Source organism: Corynebacterium sp. S7 (assembly GCF_054401105.1).
This window is the reverse complement of the sequence record NZ_CM136760.1, coordinates 1,870,097-1,891,014: the sequence shown is the minus strand read 5'-3', so window position 1 is coordinate 1,891,014 and position 20,918 is coordinate 1,870,097. Positions and strand designations below refer to the sequence as shown.

18 protein-coding genes and 1 riboswitch are annotated in these 20,918 nt (G+C 59.0%); of the genes, 9 read left to right on the top strand and 9 right to left on the bottom strand.

The features are described from left to right. Positions 1-11: 11 nt before the first annotated feature. Positions 12-791, top strand: coding sequence for an SDR family NAD(P)-dependent oxidoreductase (locus ACXZ66_RS09045; RefSeq protein ID WP_458748251.1), 780 nt, complete (start codon positions 12-14; stop codon positions 789-791). Between the two features lie 27 nt (positions 792-818). Here ACXZ66_RS09045 and ACXZ66_RS09040 read toward each other — a convergent pair whose 3' ends face one another. Both ACXZ66_RS09040 and ACXZ66_RS09035 read right to left on the bottom strand, forming a co-directional pair. Continuing rightward, complete coding sequence (locus tag ACXZ66_RS09040) at positions 819-1,976, bottom strand: acetoin utilization protein AcuC (protein WP_458748250.1); 1,158 nt, start codon at positions 1,974-1,976, stop codon at positions 819-821. Between the two features lie 12 nt (positions 1,977-1,988). Continuing rightward, a complete protein-coding gene (locus ACXZ66_RS09035; RefSeq protein ID WP_458748249.1) occupies positions 1,989-4,589 on the bottom strand; it encodes a GNAT family N-acetyltransferase in 2,601 nt (866 codons plus the stop codon). 256 nt (positions 4,590-4,845) lie between these two features. On the opposite strand from ACXZ66_RS09035, the gene ACXZ66_RS09030 reads away from it, so the two are divergent. Together ACXZ66_RS09030 and mmsB are read left to right on the top strand one after the other, a co-directional pair. Continuing rightward, positions 4,846-6,363, top strand: a complete 1,518-nt coding sequence (locus ACXZ66_RS09030) for a CoA-acylating methylmalonate-semialdehyde dehydrogenase (protein ID WP_458748247.1) — start codon at positions 4,846-4,848, stop codon at positions 6,361-6,363. 38 nt (positions 6,364-6,401) lie between these two features. Further along, a complete protein-coding gene (gene mmsB, locus ACXZ66_RS09025) occupies positions 6,402-7,289 on the top strand; it encodes a 3-hydroxyisobutyrate dehydrogenase (RefSeq protein WP_458748246.1) in 888 nt (295 codons plus the stop codon). Here the strand turns inward: mmsB and ACXZ66_RS09020 are convergent. Both ACXZ66_RS09020 and ACXZ66_RS09015 read right to left on the bottom strand, forming a co-directional pair. After that, a complete protein-coding gene (locus tag ACXZ66_RS09020) occupies positions 7,282-7,875 on the bottom strand; it encodes a TetR/AcrR family transcriptional regulator (protein WP_458748245.1) in 594 nt (197 codons plus the stop codon). The genes mmsB and ACXZ66_RS09020 overlap by 8 nt on opposite strands. Before the next feature lie 2 nt (positions 7,876-7,877). Further along, a complete protein-coding gene (locus ACXZ66_RS09015; protein WP_458748244.1) occupies positions 7,878-8,498 on the bottom strand; it encodes a DUF4232 domain-containing protein in 621 nt (206 codons plus the stop codon). Positions 8,499-8,535: 37 nt separating this feature from the next. Between ACXZ66_RS09015 and trmD the strand changes: the two genes are divergently transcribed. From trmD to ACXZ66_RS08990, 5 genes are all read left to right on the top strand, one after another. Next, positions 8,536-9,738 (top strand): tRNA (guanosine(37)-N1)-methyltransferase TrmD, encoded by a 1,203-nt coding sequence (trmD, locus tag ACXZ66_RS09010; protein WP_458751347.1) that lies wholly within the window; start codon positions 8,536-8,538, stop codon positions 9,736-9,738. Between the two features lie 242 nt (positions 9,739-9,980). Continuing rightward, entirely contained in the window at positions 9,981-11,402 is a 1,422-nt protein-coding gene (locus tag ACXZ66_RS09005; RefSeq protein WP_458748243.1) for a class-II fumarase/aspartase family protein, read from the top strand. A gap of 38 nt (positions 11,403-11,440) precedes the next feature. Beyond that, on the top strand, positions 11,441-12,979 hold the full coding sequence (locus ACXZ66_RS09000; RefSeq protein WP_458748242.1) for an anion permease: 1,539 nt from the start codon (positions 11,441-11,443) through the stop codon (positions 12,977-12,979). A gap of 12 nt (positions 12,980-12,991) precedes the next feature. After that, a complete protein-coding gene (locus ACXZ66_RS08995) occupies positions 12,992-13,960 on the top strand; it encodes a LacI family DNA-binding transcriptional regulator (RefSeq protein WP_458748241.1) in 969 nt (322 codons plus the stop codon). A 52-nt stretch (positions 13,961-14,012) separates the two neighbouring features. Continuing rightward, positions 14,013-16,307, top strand: coding sequence for a Tex family protein (locus tag ACXZ66_RS08990; RefSeq protein ID WP_458748239.1), 2,295 nt, complete (start codon positions 14,013-14,015; stop codon positions 16,305-16,307). Here the strand turns inward: ACXZ66_RS08990 and ACXZ66_RS08985 are convergent. The 5 genes from ACXZ66_RS08985 to ACXZ66_RS08965 form a co-directional block, all read right to left on the bottom strand. Continuing rightward, a complete protein-coding gene (locus tag ACXZ66_RS08985; protein ID WP_458748238.1) occupies positions 16,304-17,389 on the bottom strand; it encodes a ThiF family adenylyltransferase in 1,086 nt (361 codons plus the stop codon). The genes ACXZ66_RS08990 and ACXZ66_RS08985 overlap by 4 nt on opposite strands. A 2-nt stretch (positions 17,390-17,391) precedes the next feature. Continuing rightward, positions 17,392-18,174 (bottom strand): thiazole synthase, encoded by a 783-nt coding sequence (locus ACXZ66_RS08980; RefSeq protein ID WP_458751345.1) that lies wholly within the window; start codon positions 18,172-18,174, stop codon positions 17,392-17,394. Between the two features lie 2 nt (positions 18,175-18,176). Next, the gene (thiS, locus tag ACXZ66_RS08975) at positions 18,177-18,374 is read right to left on the bottom strand and encodes a sulfur carrier protein ThiS (protein ID WP_458748236.1); all 198 of its coding nucleotides are present in this window, start codon (positions 18,372-18,374) and stop codon (positions 18,177-18,179) included. A 10-nt stretch (positions 18,375-18,384) separates the two neighbouring features. Beyond that, a complete protein-coding gene (gene thiO, locus ACXZ66_RS08970; protein ID WP_458748235.1) occupies positions 18,385-19,533 on the bottom strand; it encodes a glycine oxidase ThiO in 1,149 nt (382 codons plus the stop codon). Further along, positions 19,526-20,176 (bottom strand): thiamine phosphate synthase, encoded by a 651-nt coding sequence (locus tag ACXZ66_RS08965; RefSeq protein WP_458748234.1) that lies wholly within the window; start codon positions 20,174-20,176, stop codon positions 19,526-19,528. The genes thiO and ACXZ66_RS08965 overlap by 8 nt, the downstream gene beginning before the upstream one ends. Beyond that, a riboswitch (TPP riboswitch) is annotated at positions 20,171-20,285 on the bottom strand. It overlaps the preceding gene by 6 nt. 220 nt (positions 20,286-20,505) lie before the next feature. Here ACXZ66_RS08965 and rplS point away from each other — a divergent pair. Continuing rightward, positions 20,506-20,853 (top strand): 50S ribosomal protein L19, encoded by a 348-nt coding sequence (rplS, locus tag ACXZ66_RS08960; protein ID WP_458748232.1) that lies wholly within the window; start codon positions 20,506-20,508, stop codon positions 20,851-20,853. Positions 20,854-20,918 lie beyond the last annotated feature (65 nt).

The following is a 20,918-nucleotide window of genomic DNA, read 5'->3' as shown; positions in this document are numbered from 1 at the left end:
AAGGAAATCTCATGAATTCACCGCTACTCAATGAAAACACCGTTGCTGTCGTTACTGGGGCGGCCTCAGGACTCGGAGCTGCCACAGCTAAGCGACTTTCAGAAGCAGGCGTGCGTGTCGTCGCTTTCGATCTAGCTTCGAGCATTGAAAAGGCAAAGGAGGCGGGAACCACGCTTGATAAAGTGACCTACCTCGATGTCGACGTGACCGACTCAGATCGCGTCTCAGCAAGTATTCGTACCGCGACTGAGCTCGGTGAGCTGCGCCTCGTCGTCAATTGCGCAGGTATTGCCGCCTCAATGCGCATAGTTGGACGCAAAGGTCCTCACGACCTCGACGTATTTAACAGAGTTTTAAAGGTTAACGTCTCTGGCACTTTCAACGTTCTTACGGCGGCGGCCAACGAAATGAGTACATTAAAACCGCTTGACGACGATCAACGTGGCCTCATCGTCATGACTGCTTCAGTTGCGGCGTTCGAAGGCCAAGTTGGCCAGGCGGCATACGCGGCATCGAAGGGCGCAATCCATTCGCTGACTATCACTGCTGCCCGAGATCTAGGATCCCTGGGTATTCGGGTCAACGCTATCGCGCCTGGCATCGTGGAAACACCTATGATGGCTGGTGTTTCTGATGAGTACCGCAATGAGCTGGAGTCCAACGTGGTGTTCCCGAAGCGGATGGCACGCCCGCATGAATACGCACAGTTGGTGCACTCGTTGGCTGAAAATGTGTACCTCAACGGAGAGACGATTCGCCTTGACGGTGGATTGAGAATGCCCCCTCGTTAGAGGTCTGCGAAGCGCAGTGGGTCTGGCTTACCCGTAAGGGGTGAGCCCCCAATAGGGAAAGACGGCTCTCGAAGTGGCTTTGAGTGAGACCGATGGGGTTGAACGGGTGAGTTTTCTAGGAAGAAATTCTTGAGCGAGGAGCAGCTCGGAATTTGAGCTGGCAAGGTCCCCCAGGCGTGTCGACCCAGGCGCGCCAATGTGATCTGACCAGGTGGCGGGCATCAGCTGCGATCCCGTGAACTCAGCTCTCGCCACAGCTGCAAGGACCTGGAACCACACGCGCGCGACTGAATCGGGGTTGTAGCCACCACCACCCACCGCGACCCATTTGCCTTCTGCAAACTGGTCGACCCAGGTCGACAGTGAACGTAATGCAATTGCTTCCGCTTCCACCGACACGTTCAAGTGCGTTAGTGGATCTTGAAGGTGGGTGTCGGCTCCATGTTGACTGAACACAATCTCGGGGCCAAAAGCTTTGAGCAGTTGAGGGACAATCCCGTGGATAGCTTCAAGCCATTCCTGATCACCCGTACCCGGAGGCAAGGCGATGTTTACAGCAGTGCCCAAGGCATTTTCTGAGCCAATCTCGGAGGGAAAGCCCGTGTACGGGAACAGGTAGATTCCCGATTCGTGAACCGAAATGGTGAGCACGCGCGGATCGTCCCAAAATATGGCTTCCACTCCGTCGCCGTGGTGGGCATCGAAATCGACGTAAGCAATGCGCTGTGAGCCCTGGCTGAGCAGCCAGCTGATTGCCACGGCAACGTCGTTGAGCGCGCAAAAGCCTGATTGCATCGCGGGCTGTGCATGGTGCAGGCCGCCAGCAAGATTGACCGTTCGCAGCACCTCGCCCTCCCAGACCATGCGTGCCGCTTCGACTGTGCCTGCGACGATATGCGTAGCCACTCTCGCACGTTGAGGTGAAATTGGGTGTTCGACGGTGCCAATACCGAAATCGATATTCGGTTCATTTGCGTGTAGCGCACTGAGATAATCGGCGGAGTGTACGAGGCGCGCCAAATCCTCCTTACCAGTGGGGACGGATGTCGTAGTGAACTGTGCATCCAGCCCGAAAAAGTGCGCAAGGTCCAACGTGTTGCGTAGCCGATTCGGTTGCATGGGGTGGCCGGCACCGAATGTATAGCTATTTAAGGTGTCGTCGAAAAACACCAACGGACTAGTCACGATCGCACCCCCTTAAATAGTTCGAGCGAGAGGATCGCGCTGCACGTCAAGCGGGGCTATGCGCATCCTCGCTCCGACAACTTTGGCACTGTCCACGCCGGCGATCACCGGGGTCAGCTCGACATCCACTAGGGCGGGGTTGTCGTCGTTAAGCTGGCTCACAGCCAGCAAAATATCTTCGATGTGACCGATGTCCGGAGCGGGAGCTCCGCGGTATCCGGCGAGCAAGGGTGCAGCCCGGAGCTCGAGGAGCATAGAGTGCGCATCATGGCGAGTCATCGGCGGAGTGCGCCAGGCAAGGTCGCCCAAGAGCTCGGAGCTGAGCCCCGCGATCCCAATGGAAGAGATGGGGCCGATAGCGGGATCTTCGATTGCGCGAATAGTCAGCGACGTGCCCGGTTGGATTGTCTTTTGAACAACGGGTTCGAGATCCGCTGGGTCAGAGAGGCCGAGGCCTGTGGCCATTTCCGCGATCTGCTCCCAAGCACCTGCTAATGCAACGGGGTCGCCTAAGTGGCGAATAATGATCGGTAGCTCGGAGCGGGCGCGGACCATCGGGCTAACGCATTTGAGCACGACATCCCAACCGAGTTTTTCCGCCGCGTGAGTAGCTTCCTCGAAGGTGTTCACTCGCGTAGAAGGGACAAGCTCGACTCCATAGGCAGCTAAGATTTCTGAGCATTCGGCTTGAGTTGCCCAGCGGCCTGATGGGGAGGTTGCGAGTATGCTCTCGATTGTGTTGCGGGCTTGCTGCAGGCGAGCCGCGGGTGTCTCCGGAAGTTCTTGACTGTACATGATGCCAGCGCGTTGGCGCTGCGTCTCAACAATGAGTCCAAGTGCCTCCAATGCCTCTGCGTACGTATCGCAGACAGGAAGTTGACCTTGTGTTTCTTCGCCCGTGGTGTCAATCTGGGGACGAGCAAAACCGACATAAGTGACAATCAGCGGGATCTCCGTGGCCTGTGCGCGTTGCGTGAGCATGGTATGGGCACGCTCGACAAGGTCCGGCTCGAAGTCGACGACCGTAATTACTATGGCATCGACGGATTCCAGGGCGTTGGCAAGGATCTCGTCGATAAGCTGCGTTAACGCTTCGAGTGGATCGCCGTCGGGGGCAGAATACGCTGTGGGACGCAGCCCGAAACGCTGGGCCGATTCATACATATGCTGTGAGATACCGCGTGAATTCGAAACTACGGCAACATTCGGGCCCGCCGGCAGGGGTTGGCGCGCCAGGATCTGAGCGATGTCGTACATGGTGTCGCGACGATTGACCACAACAGCGCCGGCATGCTTGACCACCTGATCGAGGGAGCGGGCACTCGCATGGACTAGCCCTTCTTGCTGGTAATGCCGAGCAGAGTGCAGCGCGCGCGAGGGCATAAACACTACTACGTGCTTGTCCTTGGCTAACGCGCGCAGCACGCGGAAGAACTTGCGCGGATTACCAATAGAGTCGATGGACAACAGGCAGACATTCGTGTCCTCATCGGTCGCCCAGTACTGGATCACATCGTTGGCAGTGACATCGGAGTAAATCCCGGCACCCAGGAACGTGGAGATCCCGCACCCGCGCTCGGTGGCGCGCGAGAGTACTAACGTGCCCACCCCAGCGGTTTGCGTGAAAATTCCCACGTGCCCGCGTCGCGGAGTCGGCGCCAGGGTGAGGTTGAGGTCCACATCAGGATGGGTATTGATCAGGCCCAGCGACGCTGGTCCAATCAATCTCATGCCAGCGGCTCGCACGGTGCGCACCATCGCGCGTGCGGTTTCATCAGTTATGCCCCGGTGCGCGGCGTTGACAGACAAAACCACCGCTGCCGCGTTTTTGCGGTGGGCACCAGCGATGAGCTGGTCAAAGTCCCCGTGATTGTGGTCGGCGATCACCAAATCAACATCGCCGTCTATGGCGCTAAGCTGCTCGATCCCATTTCCGTCTTCGGGGCGCAGCACGGCAATCGTGCGTGGCGTAAGTACGCGTCGCAAGGAATTTGCCTCAGCTCGTTGTTCCCGGCGCATCATTGCGCTTTGCGACGATTTGCTGGGCGCAATAGGAAAGTCCACTGTGATGTAGCCGTCCACTAATTCCGGCTGCGCATTGTATCCAGCGTTGAGAAACACCCGTGTCATCTGCCGATTCTGGGTCAGCATCTCTGCGGTGAAGCGTTCAATTCCTTGCTCACGACCGATGTCTGCCAAGTGTTCGAGCAAAATATTGCCCACGCCTCGGCCTTGCTGGTCGTCCTGGACAAGAAATGAGACCTCGCCGACGCGGGTAGGGAGTAACTGGGGCACGAGCTGGTAGCTTGCGATGGCTACAATGCTGGCATTGATGTGGTCATTGATATTGCCATTGTCGTATTGAGTGTCTTCGTGTTTGTTCTCGAGAATGAGCGTGACCTTGTCTCGGCCGTCGTTTTCGAGAAAAGCGGCTAGGTCCGACTCGGTGAGTTCCGGGTGGTTGGCGAAAAAGCGGAGGTATTTCGAGCGATCTGAGACCCGCGCGTAAAACGAATTCAACGCAGCTCTGTCGACTTCCTCGATTGGACGGATGGTGGCAATAGCTCCGTCGTTGAGGAGAACGTCGGATGTGAAGTGGCGGCGAGCACTCATGCCCGAAGTCTAACGAGGACGACTATTTCAGAGGCTAAGTTTGCCGATTTCGATACTTTTTGTCGGGGTGAACCGCGTTTACCCGCGCTTCTTTTCCATGGTGAAGGGTGCTTTTGCAGGCTAGGGGGGCGTGACTGAGGCAATGAGGGGGTGAACGGCGTTCTAGGTCACTTAAATCATTGAATATGATGCCGGTTACGTAGATAGTAATGGGCAGAACGAAAACAATTCACCAAATATTGCTCAGGGAGAAACCATGCGCACAATCAACCACTTCGTTGGAGCTGCCGAATTCGAGGGCACCTCAGAGGCTACCCAGCCCGTCTTGAACCCCTCGCTGGGCATGCCACAGGCAGAAGTCCGCCTTGCTAATCAAGCGGACGTCGATCAGGTCATCGCACTTGCAGCCGAGGCACAGCCAGCATGGGAAGCTTTGAACCCGCAAAAGCGTATCCGGGTGGTGATGAAATGGATCCAGTTGATCAACGACAATGTTGAGGAGCTGGCGCGCACTTTGTCCTTGGAGCATGGCAAGACCTTTGCCGATGCGAAGGGCGACATCGCCCGAGGCGTTGACGTGCTGGAGTTCTCGCTGGGCGCCCCACACCAGCTGAAGGGCGAATACTCTTCGGAAGTGGGCACAGGTATTGATACATACTCCATGCGTCAGGCCTTAGGCGTTGTTGCGGGCATTACTCCTTTCAATTTCCCGGCAATGATTCCGCTGTGGAAGGCGGGACCTGCACTGACCGCAGGCAACACGTTTGTGCTCAAGCCCTCCGAGCGCGATCCGTCTGTGCCAGTCCGCCTTGCTGAACTGTTCGTCGAAGCGGGCGGGCCACCAAACGTCTTCAACGTTGTGCACGGGGGCAAGGAAGCCGTCGATGCAATCCTGCAGTCCGAGACGATTCAAGCTGTGGGCTTTGTTGGCTCCACCCCAATTGCTCAGTACATTTACGAGCAATGCGCGGCAACCGGTAAACGTGCCCAGTGTTTCGGCGGTGCGAAGAACCACGCGATAATTCTTCCCGATGCCGACATCGAGGCCACCGCAGACGCGATCGTCGGAGCAGCTTTCGGCTCGGCAGGAGAGCGCTGCATGGCTTTGTCTGTGGCGGTACCAGTGGGTCAAGAAACTGCTGACAACCTGCGCGAAGCGATCATCCGGAAGACTAAGGAACTTACCGTCGGCCACAGCCTTGACCCGAATTCGGACTACGGCCCGCTGGTAACACAAGATGCGAAAGACCGTGTCGAGCGCATGATCGGTGAGGGCGTCGACGCAGGTGCCGACCTTGTCATCGACGGCCGTGAACTTGATATGTCGGGGAAGGAATTTGCCGGCGAGTCCTTGGCTGATGGTTTCTACTCTGGTCCAAGTTTCTTCGACCATGCCACGCCAGACATGGACATCTACCGCACCGAGATCTTCGGCCCGGTGCTGACAATGGTTCGCACTGAAACCCTAGAAGAAGCCACACGCCTAGCGAGTGAGCACGAATATGGCAATGGCGTGGCCATCTTCACCCAAAACGGTGGCGCGGCACGCGACTTCGCCAAGAAGGTGCAGGTAGGCATGGTTGGTGTCAATGTTGCTATCCCAGTGCCCATTGCATATCACTCCTTCGGAGGCTGGAAAGCTTCCGGATTTGGCGACCTCAATCAGCATGGACCTGACTCATTCCGTTTCTACACCAAGACGAAGACCGTTACCTCTAGGTGGCCTGACGACAACGATGCGGGCCCTCAGTTCACCATGCCAGTGATGAACTAATTGCAACAGAACCAAAATAAGACCAACGGGAGAGAATCATGGCTAAGATCGCTTTTCTTGGATTAGGCAACATGGGCGGGCCAATGTCCGTCAACCTCGCCAAGGCTGGCCACGAGGTGGCCGGTTTCGATGTGGTTCCCGAGGCCAGGGAGAAGGCCGCTGCTGCGGGAGTTACACCTCACGAGTCAGCTGCGGATGCTGCAAAGGACGCCGAGATTATCATCACGATGCTTCCGAACGGTGCGCTCGTCCAGCAAGTTATTAGGGAAGTCCTCGAAGCGGACAAGGCACCAAAGGTGTTCATTGATTCGTCGACAATTGCCGTAGCGGAGGCTCGGGAGATTGCTGACCTCGTCGAAGCCACCGGGTCGCGCTTCCTCGACGCCCCAGTCTCTGGCGGAGTGACGGGATCGCAGGCTGGCACGCTTGCGTTCATGGTGGGAGGCGATAAGGAACTTTTCGACGAGGCACACCCGGTCCTCGACGTAATGGCCAAATCAGTGACGCACTGCGGTGCAATCGGTAATGGGCAAGCTGTCAAGGCGTGCAACAACATGATCCTGGCTGTGCAGCAAATCGTACTGGCAGAGGCAATCGTGATGGGGGAACGCTTGGGACTTGATCATCAGGCCTTCTTTGATGTCGTGTCCAATGCCACCGGTAATTCATGGTCGCTGTCGGTCAACGCTCCGGTTCCAGACGTGGTTCCTACGTCGCCTGCGAATCACGACTTCGCGCCGGGATTTTCTGCGGCATTGATGCTGAAAGATCTCAAGCTGGCCATGGCCTCTGCAGAAAATACTGGGACTGACACCGTACTAGGGCGCATCGCAGCGCAGCAGTACGGCAAGTTTGTCGACGAGGGAAACGGCGGGCTGGACTTTTCCGCGATTATCAACGAGGTGCGCAGCAAGAAATCTAGCTAGATTGAGGTGACACTGTACCGTCGATTATGCCTTGCAGAATCCCTGAGTAGTACGAAATCAAGGTCTCAGTGTCGAAGGTTTCGAAATCGGTATCGCCAAACCGCCGCATGATGGACAGCCCAATCAGTAATGACAGTGCTGATTGGGCGCGCAGCTCTGGCGACGGTGTGGAAGTTTCTGATTCAGTGCGAATCCTTCCGGCTAATACGTCAAGCAGATCCGATTTGATGCGGCGTCCAATTGCGCTCATGCTGTCGGGAGCACCTGAGGCTACCGAGATTGTGCGAGCCATAGAGTAAGGTGCGTTGAATGGCGCGGTCAGAGTTTCGGTTATCGCCGTGCGTCCCAATTGATTGAAGGGCCCGCCGAAAAGAGCAGACGCAGACTTTGTGAAATCCACGGTGGCCTCAAAGAGTGCTTCCTTGGATCCGAAATGCTTCACAATCAAGGCAACGCTCACGCCAGCTTTTTCTGCGATGTCTTTCATAGACACCTGCGCGAAAGTTTGCTCGCTGAAAAGTTCACGGGAGCACTCCAGGATGCGCTCCCTCGCATCGGAACGCTGGCTAGGGGACCGCTCACTCACGACTACTTCACCGGCCCCTTCACTGGACCCACGGTAAGCACCGAAATATCTGGATTGTCGCAGCCTTGGAGGTTCGCCGCAGGAACGAAGATGGAGTTCGTGTTCGCCGGTGGGAAAACCCGGAAACCGTCCGCGGGGGTTGGGTTACATGTGGCGGAATCGAAAGTAGCGGTGCCTGCAACTTCGAGCGTGGCCGTTGCAGTTTGATCGCGTTGAAGGGTGACATAGTTCGAGGCGGTGTTGCTGCGTTTTGCCTGGGCACCGATCTGACGCTCATTTCCACCGCCAACCATGCTGACCTCGGGGAAGCCGATCATTGTGCAATCGGCACCCGTGTTTTTCATCTCGAGTTGATAGGTCGAGCCGCTAGCAGTCGCTGTAATGTCCAGATTTGCTGCCAGGCAGGTATCCGCCGAGCTACCAGCCTGGACATCTTCTTGGCGGTGTCCCTCCTCGGCAGGCGCCAACTCAGGTGCTGGTGATTCTGACGGCAGATCATTTTGTAGTGCTTCAACGTCTGCGGTCGAACCGGCTGACGCGGAATCGCTTCCGTTTCCACATCCTGCAAGCACGAGGGCCGAGGTGAGCACGATTCCAAGGAACGGACGATTCAAACTACGCATGCTCCCTAGTATCCTCGAAGGTGTGAATAAACTGGCGCTGCGACTCGACATCATCACGATCTTTCCCGAATACCTAGAACCACTGCGCCATGCGTTGCTGGGCAAGGCGATTGAGCAGGGAATCCTTGAAGTTGGGGTGCATAACCTGCGGGATTGGGCCACGGATAACCACAAGTCGGTTGACGATTCTCCCCTTGGCGGCGGGCCCGGCATGGTGATGAAGCCCGAGGTGTGGGGCCCCGCGCTCGACGATGTCGCCGCGGGCAGGGTCGGCGCCAAGCTCTCGTCGGCAAGCGAACACCGCAACGATAAAGCGCGTCACGACGACGTGCATAGCCTTGCCCCGCGCCCCTACGACGGCTCTGGCGAGGACCGCTCGAAGCCGCTGCTTTTGGTCCCAACCCCTGCGGGCACTCCCTTTACGCAGGCTGATGCGCGTGCCTGGTCGCGCGAGGAACATATTGTGGTCGCGTGTGGCCGCTATGAGGGGATTGACCAGCGTGTATTCGAAGATGCTGAGCAACGTTATCGCGTGCGGGAGGTGTCCATCGGTGACTATGTGCTAATTGGTGGGGAAGTGGCGGCGCTTGTCATCGCGGAGGCTGTGACTCGGTTGATTCCGGGTGTGCTGGGTAATACCTCCAGTCACGAGGAGGACAGTTTCTCTGACGGTTTGCTCGAGGGGCCGTCGTACACGAAGCCGAGGACGTGGCGCGGAATTGAAGCTCCGGAGGTGTTACTCTCGGGCGATCACGGAAAGATCGAGCGCTGGCGCCGTGACCAATCCCTGTTGCGAACCAAGCGTGTGCGCCCGGACTTGTTAGAAGACGCGGAGCTCTCACCAGAGGATGATTTTGTGTTGAATGCGCGCGACGTGGCCACCGACATGTCCATTCTGATTACCCCAGCCGAGTGGAAGCGCGTAGTGGCGAAGATGCCGAAGAAGTTGCGCAAAGCTGGATATGAGCCCTACGACATTAACGCAGAAGTCGTTGATCTGACCTGTGAGCCGGACAATATTTTGGTCAACCAGTATGAAATAACCGAGGGACACAGCCCGTCGGTCGAGGTGCTGCACCGGATTGTGGTCAATGGGCGCTCGGCGCTTTCTCTGGTGGCGGCGACGAAGGCTGTGGTTTCGGCGTTGCCGAAGGGGATCTATTGGTACGGCACTACCGATGAGGGGTCGAAGGAGCCTGGGATCGCGGCTTCGTGTGCCTGGCAGGATACGGGCGCATAGCTCGAACTGGTAATGGTAGCGGCAGCCTGTGTTCGTTGGGAATCCGCCGGTCCCAATATCCTGCGAAATGCGGTCCGTTATCGACCATAAGAAATTAATGTCTGTTAAGTCATGCGTAAGGGTCTGTTTTTAGGCCCTTGTTTGCGGTTGGTCGATAATGATCGGCGCCACCCCTGTGACCAAAGTAATACCTTAACAATGTATCTTCTTTGCCAATAAATGGATACGATTCCAACTAGGTGATGGAAACGATTCCATCCGGCAAGGCAAGCGCAGACGCGACACAGCAAAGCGAAGAAAGGTCAGCAATGTACCCCACCGATAAGGCTCCGTTCTCTCAACTCTGGCAGTACGCCGCAAACGACGACCAGCTGGAAGTTTTCAGCTCTGACGCCACCATCCAGGCCTGGCTCGACGCCGAGAAAGCTCTTGCAACTGCCCAAGCCCGCCATGGAGTCATCACCGAGGACGATGCCCGCGCCATCAACGAGGCAGCAACCCTAGACAACATCGACCGTGAAAAGCTCTGGGCCGACGCGAAGAACGTGGGTTACCCCATCCTCGGCCTGGTCCGCCAAATCTCCGCGCATCTGCCAGAGGGCCCCAACGGCCGCGTGCACTACGGCGCGACCACCCAGGACATCATGGATACCGCGCAGTCACTGCAGATGAAGCGCTCGCTGGAACTTATCGACGACCAACTCGTCCGCTTCGGCAACGCCCTATCAAAACGCGCCCAGGAATACCGCGATACCGTGATGCCAGGGCGTACCCACGCCCAGCAAGCCATCCCGACAACCTTCGGCGCAACACTTGCCACACTGCTCGAGCAGGTTCGCCGGCAGCGCGGCCGAGTAGCAACGGCACTCGAACACGTCAGCGTGATCTCGCTATTCGGCGCTGGTGGCAACAATGCGGCCCAGGGCGAAACCGCACCAGCGGTGCGCAAGGACATGGCCGAGATTCTGGGTCTGACAGATCCCGTTATTTCCTGGCACGTCGAACGCGACGTTCTCGGTGACTTCGGCTTTACCTGCGCCTCAATTTGTGGCACCGTAGCCAAACTCGGACGCAACATCGTGGACCTATCCCGCTCCGAAATCGGCGAGGTCTTCGAGCCCTACAACTCCCACCGTGGTGCGAGCTCCACCATGCCTCAAAAAGTTAACCCGATCTCCTCGGAGCTGATGATCGGCATCGCCACCGTGGCTGGCTCGCTGACCTCAGCGTTCGTCCGCGTCCAGGAATCTGGCCACGAGCGCGCCGCCGGCGAATGGCAAGCCGAGTGGTTCATCATCCCCACCATGGGCAACCTTGCCGGCGCCGCCCTCGACGAGGCGATCGTTGTTGCCGAAGGCATGCGCGTGGACACCCAGCGCATGAGCGACAACCTGAAACTCGACGGCGGTCTCATCATGGCCGAGGCGCAAATGATCCAGCTCGCACCCGAGATGGGCCGCGAGAAGGCACACGACTTGGTCTACGAAGCATCCACCAAGGCGCGAGAAGAGCACACTTCGCTTGCCGACGAGTTGCCCATCATCGCCGCCGAGCACGGTGTCGCCGATCTGCTGCCTGACCAACTGGTCAAGCCAGCCGACTACGTCGGCGAGGCAGGAGCAATGGTCGACGAGGCTGTCGCCCGCTGGAACGCCACCACATAACACCACCACATTGGACTCTTAAGAAAGCGCGAAATGCCATGTCCACCAGGTCCACACAGAACACACAGTCTTCTCAGAGCACGGACACCCCTGCCAACGAGGCCATCGTCGTTAGCAAAGGTGTCTCGGCTCCCCATAAATCCTATTGGAAGCAACTTCTCATAGGTTTCGGAATCCCCCTGGCCATCTTCGCAGTGATCTGGTTCTCGCCCCACCCAGAAGCCCTGAGCGATCAGGCGTGGCGAATGTTTGGCCTTTTCGTCTCCACCATTGTTGCGATCATTCTCAAACCCATGCCGATGGGTGCCGTCACCATCATTGGCATGATCATCGGTGTACTCACCGGGCTCATCCCGCTGGCTGTCTCCTCGTCAGATCCGGGTGCACCTTATGCGCTGATGGGCTTCGCAAACTCGACCATTTGGCTGATCGTCATGGCCTTCCTCATTTCGCGCGGTTTCATTAAGACCGGGTTGGGTCGTCGAATAGCGCTGTACTTCGTCTCCAAGCTGGGCGGCAAAATGCTCGGCGTCTCCTACGGCCTAGCCGCAGCCGACCTGGTCCTGGCACCGGCGATCCCTTCGGCAACGGCTCGTGGCGGTGGCATTATGGCCCCGATTATGAAGTCGGTGGCGCTGACCTATGATTCCGAACCCGGCCCCACCCGGCGCCGCGCCGGCGCATTCCTCGCACTCAATGTGGTGCAGGTCAACGCGATTACCTGTGCCATGTTCCTTACCGCGATGGCCGGCAACCCGCTGATTGCCTCGCTTGCTGCACAGCTCGGCGTGGAAATCACCTGGACCAACTGGTTTATCGGCGCGATCGTTCCTGGCTTGGTGGCCCTGATCGTCGTGCCGTGGGTTGTGTACAAGATCTACCCGCCTGAACTGAAGGAAACCCCAGAGGCTAAGGAGATGGCGAAGCGTGAGCTCGGCCAGCTCGGCCGGATCACCTACGGTGAGAAGGTCTTGATTGTCACCTTCGTCGTCCTGCTGCTTCTGTGGACCGTCGGCGACTTGGTACTGGGTGTCTCGGCGACAACCACTGCGTTCATCGGCGTGATCATCTTGATGATCACAGGCGTACTGACCTGGGACGACATCATCTCCGAGAAGTCCGCATGGGACACAATGGTGTGGTTCGCCGTGCTCTACATGATGGCAACGGCCCTGACCTCCTACGGCTTCATCGGCTGGATCTCCGAGGTCATTGCAAGCAGTCTCGACGGCTTCAGCTGGGGTGTCGCACTGGTCATCTTGATCTTGATCTACTTCTTCGCCCACTACTTTTTCGCCTCGGCAACCGCGCACATCTCCGCGATGTACGTCGCCTTCCTCGGCGCCGCCATCGCCCTGGGTGCCCCGCCACTGCTGGCAGCGCTCGCGCTGGCCTACACCTCCAACCTATTCAGTGGCCTAACGCAATACGCAGGTGGCCCCGCCCCAACCCTGTTCGGTATGAACTACATCCAAGTCGGGGAGTGGTGGAGGACCTCCTTTGTTGCAGGCTGCGTCTCCATTGCGATCTGGATCGTCGTCGGCGGTGCTTGGATGAACCTGATCGGCCTCTGGTAAGGACCGCTACCATTGAGTAACCAACCCAGCCTGAAAGCCGTTGCAGAACTCGCCGGTGTGGGCTTCGGCACGGCCTCTCGCGCCTTATCCGGTCGCGGTTCCGTAGCCCCTGAAACCAAGCAGCGCGTTCTGGATGCGGCAGCGAAACTCAACTACGTTCCCAGCGCACTTGGCCGCAGCCTCCGCGAAAATTCGTCCCCCTTGGTCGGCGTTATCCTGCCGGATCTGCGCAATGAGTTTTATAACAACGCCACTGAAGTCATCCACGAGGAGCTTGCCAAGGCCAGCTACCAAATGCTCATCTCGTCGGCACGCGGCGCGACAGCGCAAAACCAAGCCTTCGAGATGATGGCTTCGTATAAGGTCGCGGGCATTATCGTCGTGCCGGATATTGGTTCCAAACCAGTCACGAATATCCCTGTCGTGCAGCTGACGCGCTCTGTCTACGAAAATACAGCCTCGCTAGTTGCCTGCGATGATCGCGCCGGGTTTTTCGAACTCGCCTCACTTGTCATCAAGCGCAATCCCGGCCGCGTCGCAGCGATTCTCGGCGAGGAGTCCATGTCCACAACGAAGCTGCGCGCCGAGGGGATCCGCGCGGCAGCCGAGGCCACCGGGTGCAAGGTCGATCTGCGCTACGGCACATATACGGCAGAGTCCGGCCGCGAGATCATGGCACAATTGCTTGACGACGAGCTCCCGCCTCGCTCAGTCATCGTTGGCTCGCCACGCATCATGGCAGGTGTTGCCCAAGTAATCCGACAAAGGGAACTAGCAGTGCCAGGCGAGATTGCCGTGGCGGGCTTCGACGACCCGGAATGGTACTCCTTTATAGGGCCGGGAATCACCACATTTGTGCCACCCCACGAGGAGATGGCGCGCGAAGCAGTCCGCATTATTTTGGACTCGCACAGTACCAAAACCCCAGAGACCACCCACGTCGTGCTGCCGGGGACGATCATCCAACGAGGCTCGGCTTAGGACACGTTTTTGCTCAACGAGCATGTCTGGTTGATGGGCTAGAATCGCACGAATGATATCTATTGCTCGTACGATCGCACAAGAACTCGGCGTCACCGAAGCGCAGGTCCAATCCGCGCTGAAGCTGCTCGCCGAGGGCAACACCGTTCCATTCATCTCCCGCTACCGCAAGGAAGTAACAGGCGGATTGGACGACGGTCAGCTGCGCCACATCGACGAGCGCAATACCTACCTCACCGAGCTCGCCGAGCGTAAGGAGGCCATCCTCGAAGCCATCGATGAGCAGGGCAAACTTACCGACGAGCTGCGCGCGCTGATCAACGCCACCGACACCAAAGCCCGCCTCGAGGATCTTTACCTGCCGTTCAAGAAGCGTCGCAAGACGAAGGCAGACATCGCGCGCGAGGCAGGCATCGAACCACTCACCGATGCGCTGATTAGCGATCCGGCTGCCACACCCGAGCAGCTCGCCGAAAATTACATCGCCGAGGGCTTTGCCGACACCAAGGCTGTTCTCGAAGGTGCGCGCGCCATCTTGATCGACCGTTTCGCCCTCGATGCCGACCTCGTCGGTGAGGTTCGCGAAGAGATGTATGAATCCGGCACGATGCGTGCCTCCGTGGTCGAAGGCAAAGAGCAAGAAGGCGCGAAGTTCAAGGACTACTTCGAGTTCAATGAGGACTTCACCACCTTGCCATCCCACCGCATCCTGGCACTTTTGCGCGGTGAGAAAGAGGGCGTGCTCACCCTCGAACTCGACCCAGGCGACGACGCCATCTATGAGGGCAAAATCGCCCAGCGCTTCGATCTGGACACCAAGTCGAGCGCGTGGCTAGCCCAAGCCGTGCGCTGGGGCTGGCGCACCAAGCTGCTTGTTTCCTCAGGCCTGGATACCCGCATGCGCCTGAAGGAAAAGGCAGAAGAAGGCGCACTGGATGTCTTCGCTACCAACCTGCGCGACGTCCTGCTCGCTGCCCCTGCAGGTCAGCGTTCCACCCTCGCACTCGACCCGGGCTACCGCAATGGCGTGAAATGCGCTGTGGTTGATGGCACCGGCAAGGTCCTAGCCACCACAATCGTCTACCCGCACCAGCCGCAAAACCAGTGGTCACAGGCGGTTCAGGAGCTCTCCACTCTCGTGGCCACCCATGGCGTCGAACTCATTGCCATCGGCAACGGTACTGCTAGCCGTGAATCTGAAAAGCTCGCCGGCGAGGTCGCAGACTTAATTGCCAAGGCCGGTGGGAAGAAGCCTACGCCGGTCGTTGTCTCCGAGTCTGGTGCTTCCGTCTACTCCGCCTCGGAGATCGCCGCGAAGGAGTTCCCGGACATGGACGTCTCGCTGCGCTCCGCGGTCTCCATCGCGCGCCGCCTCCAGGACCCGCTGGCCGAGCTGGTCAAGGTCGATCCGAAGTCGATTGGCGTGGGCCAGTACCAGCACGACGTGAACCAAACGGCGCTGGCCAACACCCTTGATGCCGTGGTGGAAGACGCCGTGAACGCCGTTGGCGTTGACCTGAACACGGCCTCCGTTCCGCTGCTTGAGCGCGTCGCGGGCATCTCGAATACCCTGGCTAAGAACATCGTGGCCTACCGTGACGAGAACGGTTCGTTTGCCAACCGCAAGCAGCTGGGCAAGGTCCCTCGCCTCGGGCCCAAGGCCTTCGAGCAGTGCGCCGGCTTCTTGCGGATCTCCACTGGCGATAATCCGCTGGATGCCTCGGCCGTCCACCCCGAGGCCTACCCGGTTGTGGAGAAAATTGCTTCACAAACCGGACTCGGCGTCCAAGAGCTCATTGGCAACACTCGCGTGCTTGAAAAGCTTAAACCCGAAGACTTCGCGGGTGAGACCTTCGGCGTGCCAACGGTCACCGATATCATCGCTGAGCTGGACAAACCAGGCCGCGACCCGCGCCCTGAATTCAAAACAGCCACCTTCCAAGAAGGCGTGAACAAGGTCTCCGACCTGACCCCAGGCATGGTTCTCGAGGGCACCGTCACCAACGTCGCGGCCTTCGGCGCCTTCATCGATGTCGGCGTACACCAGGATGGTCTCGTCCACGTCTCCGCGATGAGCCATTCGTTTGTCCAAGACCCCCACGACGTGGTGCGCTCCGGCGAGGTAGTCAAGGTCAAGGTCTTGGAGGTCGACGTGGAGCGGCAGCGGATCGGTCTGTCGCTTCGGCTTGACGACGAGCCCGGCGCCGACAATAAGGCAGCGAAAAAGAATAAGGGCAAGCCTCAAGGCAAACAGTCCGGCCGCGGCGGGAAGAAGAACCAGCGCTCGCAGGCCCCGGCCGTTGGATCCATGGCCGAGGCACTCAAGCGCGCCGGGCTGGGTGGTTAATTCAGCGAGCCCACCCCACCGGGCAGACTGACTAGCTCGGTACCAAGGTGCCGGTAGCGTTCGACGAAGTCGGCGCTTCGCTTACCCGAGGCGCAATAGACCAGCACACGCCCGCTCCCGGCGAGGGCATCGGTGACAACCTGCTCCGAATGGATCTGACTCAGCGGCAGCTTTAGTGACGGCAGATCCTGAGGCAGATCCGCCAGGAGAACTTCGTGGGGCTCGCGGATATCAAGAGCGGTGAGGAGACCTGCACGCACGTCGTCGAGAAGCGACTGCGTAGCTGCAGTCATCGTGCAGGAGGCCGCACCGTAATTTGATTGCAGTGACGTGACTAGCTCGCGGTGCGGGTCCGCTGTGATTTTAAAGCTGCGCATGGTGGCTGGGAGTGCGTCGTAGCTGAGCATGAGGCCCGGTTCGACACCGTTCAGGCCCGCGAGAAACGCGATGGCTTGCGTGGCCATGAGGCTGCCCACCACAGCGGTGGTTGCGCCGAGGACTCCCGCGGTGGCGCAATCGGGCACTGAATCGGCGTCTGGTTGCTCGGGGAAGAGGTCGCGCAGGCCAATCCCTCGGGTGTGAGGCCCCGAATTGAATAGTGCGACATCGCCGTGGAAGCGCAGAACCGTGCCCCACAGAAGAGGCGTGCCTGTGATCTCGGCGGTATCTGCGACTAAGTATTTCGTGGTAAAAGAGTCCGAGCCGTCGAGGATCAGGTCGACGCCGTCGGCGATGGCCAAGGCGTTGTCGGAACGCAAGCGGTCGTTGATGGCGTTGACCTTGATGCCTGGTTGGAGCTCGGCAAGGCGTGTTGCGGCTACCTCTACCTTGGGTTTGCCCACGTCAGAGGCACCAAAGAGGATTTGGCGGTGAATGTTGGAAATGTCGACCGTGTCGTCGTCGATCACCGTAATGGTGCCCACACCCGCCGAGGCCAAAGATTGCATGGCAGGGCAGCCGAGGCCACCGGCACCGATGACGAGGACGTGGGAATTGTGCAGGCGAGTCTGCTGCTCCAGCCCATAGCCGGGCAGTGCGAGCTGGCGGGCGGTGCGGTGAAGCTCGGCTTTGGGCAATGTCATGGTTAGAGCACCTGATCTGACCAAGACGCCAGCCCGTCGAAGCTAGACGAGGCCACCGCGTGCTCGCGCTTGGGGATGCGCCCCGCACCTCTGGCCAGTCGCCCCGCCTCGACGCCATGGCGCATTGCATGGGCCATGGCCACTGGATCCTGGCAACGATTGATCGCGGAGGCAAGAAGAACGCCGTCGCAACCTAATTCCATGGCCAGTGACGCATCGGAGGCGGTGCCCACACCGGCATCCAGGAGCACGGGAACTGAGGCCCGCGTGCAAATCAGCTCAATATTGTGCGGATTGAGAATGCCCAAACCTGTGCCAATCGGGGAGCCGAGTGGCATCACGGCAGCCACGCCGACATCTTCTAGGCGGGTGGCTACGATCGGGTCATCCGAGGTATACGCCAACACCGTGAAGCCTTCGCTGACGAGGATCTCGCAGGCGTCGATAAGCTCGGCCGTATCGGGCAAAAGTGTGTGCTCGTCGGCGATGACCTCTACCTTGACCCACTTCGTGCCCAGGGCCTCGCGCGCAAGCTGCGCGGTCAAAACGGCGTCGCGGGCAGTGCGACACCCTGCCGTATTCGGAAGCAGCGCGATACCCAGGCGGGTGAGCAACTCGAAGACGGATTCTCCGCCACCGGCCGTTGCTTGGTGACGACGCATGGCGACCGTGGTCAGCTGAGTTCCGCTGGCAACAAGTGCTTCCTCGAGCAGCGACTGGGAGCTAGCGCCACCGGTGCCCATGACCAAGTGAGACTCAAAGGTTTTGTCGGCAATCGTGAGCATCATTAGCCTCCTTGCACAGCGGTGAGAATATCGACAGTGTCGCCGTCGGCAATGGTGCGCGACCACCCCGAGCGTGGCACGACGGCCCCGCCGATAGCCACGGCCACGCCTGTTTCGGTGCCGACCTGCTGCAACACGAGGTCCTCGACCGAAAGGGCCTGCGTGCTGACGGATTTGTCATTGACTGTGTAGGTAATCATGGTGCTCCTATTAATTAGGGACTGAATTAGGTACGAGTGCGTGGCGAAACGGATCGCACGCTGTGAGATCGGCGGGCACTTCGCTATCGGTAGCGAGCGCGAGCGCACTTTTTGCGCCGAGGGCAGCAAGTAGAATCCCGTGGCGGAAATAACCGGTGGACACGATCAGGTTCGTGCCAGCTTTGCCCAGGTAGGGCAGATCATCGGGGGTGCCGGGACGCGCGCCGCAGGTCGCCTCGACAAACTCACATTCCTCGATGCCAGGCACAATGCGAATCGCGTCGCGCAGCAGGTTGTATACCGCCCCGGCACTCGGCTGCGGGGAATCCTCGCGACTGGTCGCACCAATGGTGAGCAGCCCATTCTCGCGCGGAATCAGGTACACCGGACGATCCTCAACAAACCCACGAATCACACGAGTGATCAGCGGGAACATCTCTGCTGGCACGCGTAGATTCAGCACGTCGCCGTAGACGGGGCGCAGTTGCAACGGCGTGGAATCACCCTCAAACCAACCGTCAATCGTCGCAGCACCGAGGCCAGGGCTGAGCACAACGAAGCTTTGCGACGAGTCCACCTGCCCGTTTCCTAGGTGAATCGCCGTAGTGGGGGAGTGGCCCTCAATCGAGGTGACCTCTTCCCGGATGAAGTGTGCCCCGCGGCGGGAGATGGCATCGTAGAGCGCCTCCGCGAACAGACGCGGCGCGACCTGGTGATCCCCGTCGATACCAAGAACCTTCGCGATGCGCGGAGAGAGCGCCGGTTCCATCTTGCGCGCCTCACGTGTTGTCGGAGTTGCTACCTTAATTCCCTCGTGTTTCAGGTAGCCGGTGAGATCGGTGAGATGGGTGGCATCTGCGCGGTCGGCTCCGACCAGCAGGGTGCCGTCGGTGCGATAGCCGGTGGGCAGGTCGGTGTGCTGGCCAACGCGCTCGATGAGGCTGGGGTAGAGCTCAGCCGAGGCTTGCATGAGTGGGACAAGAGAATGCTGCTGGTATTGCACTTCGGCTGTGGGCGCCAGCATGCCGCCGGCGTGGTGGGTGGCACCGGAAGCCGGGTCTGGATCAATGAGGGTGACCTTGAAACCTGCCTCTTGGAATTCGAAGCACGTAGCCAGGCCGATGATTCCTCCACCGATGACAAAAACGTGCTTAGGCATGCGCAACCACCTGCTGAGCCAGGGAATAAGGGTCTGGCGAATCCATGAAAGCACGCACCATGGCGCTGCCTGCCACGCCCGTCATTGCCAGGTTTGCAACGTCCGCTGGTTGGACATCGCCGATAGCGACGATGGGCAGCTCGGATAGCTCGACGAGGCGGGGATAGCCACCGAGCCCGATGGGTGGGCGACCCGAGTCTTTGGTCGGTGTGGGGCGAAACGGTCCAGCTCCGATGTAATCGATGCACTCGGCTACCTCGTTTGCCGAGCGGACGAGTTCTTCGGTTCCTGTGGTCAGACCAATAATGGCCTCGGGGCCAAGGAGTTCGCGTGCTGCCTGGACCGGCAGGTCAGACTGCCCGAGGTGCACACCGTGGATAGGCACACCGCGATTGATTAGGGCCAGGGCGACGTCCACGCGGTCGTCGATAAGTATCTTTGTGCTCGTATTGACCTGGGCAACAGCCTGCGCGACGCGCTCTGCCAGCGCGAACAGGTCGCCCGCATCGATGGGTTTGGAGCGCACCTGGATCACTCCGGCGCCGCCGCGGGCAGCCTCGGAGGCGACGCGGACGATGTGGTCGGCGTCGCCGCGGCCGGTGATGACGTAGCAGCGTAGATCTAGTGAGGACACGTGTGCCAAGAAGCCTTTCCTTCCTTCGCTGGTGCTAACCAGACAGGTTCAAACGGTCCCGCGCAGGAGACAAAAGCGCGATCTCAGCCCGATCCTTCGGGCACCCGTGGGTTTAGACTCTTAGGTTAGCTAGGCCAAAACTTCTTCGCAATCGTTTCTTGCAGGGAGTTTGCCCGGTTGGAAATTTGGGGGATCGGGGAGCGGTGTGGCAAGATGTGAGCGTTGACTGTCATTTTGTGGCAGCACGTGTACTTGTAGCTGACACGAACCAGCCGAGCGCCCTGATAAGGGAAAAGCCGCTAGGGTCCTCTGTCCAGAATTGAAAAGGATTGCCTAACATGAGCAACGGCATCATTGACAAGATCGACGCAGCACAGCTGCGCTCCGACATCCCAGATTTCCGCCCAGGCGACACCCTGAACGTTAACGTAAAGGTTATCGAGGGCACCAACACCCGTACCCAGTTGTTCAAGGGTGTTGTTATCCGTCGCCAGGGCTCCGGAATCCGCGAGACCTTTACCGTGCGTAAGATCTCCTTCGGCATCGGCGTTGAGCGTACTTTCCCAGTACACTCCCCAAACATTGATTCCATCGAGGTAGAGCGCCATGGTCGCGTTCGTCGTGCGAAGCTGTACTACATGCGCGATCTGCGTGGTAAGGCTGCACGTATTAAGGAACGTCGCTAGTTCTAGCGTTTCTTCAGGCTCTTGGCCCCTTGGCTGCATTGCGCAGCCGAGGGGCTTTTTGCTGG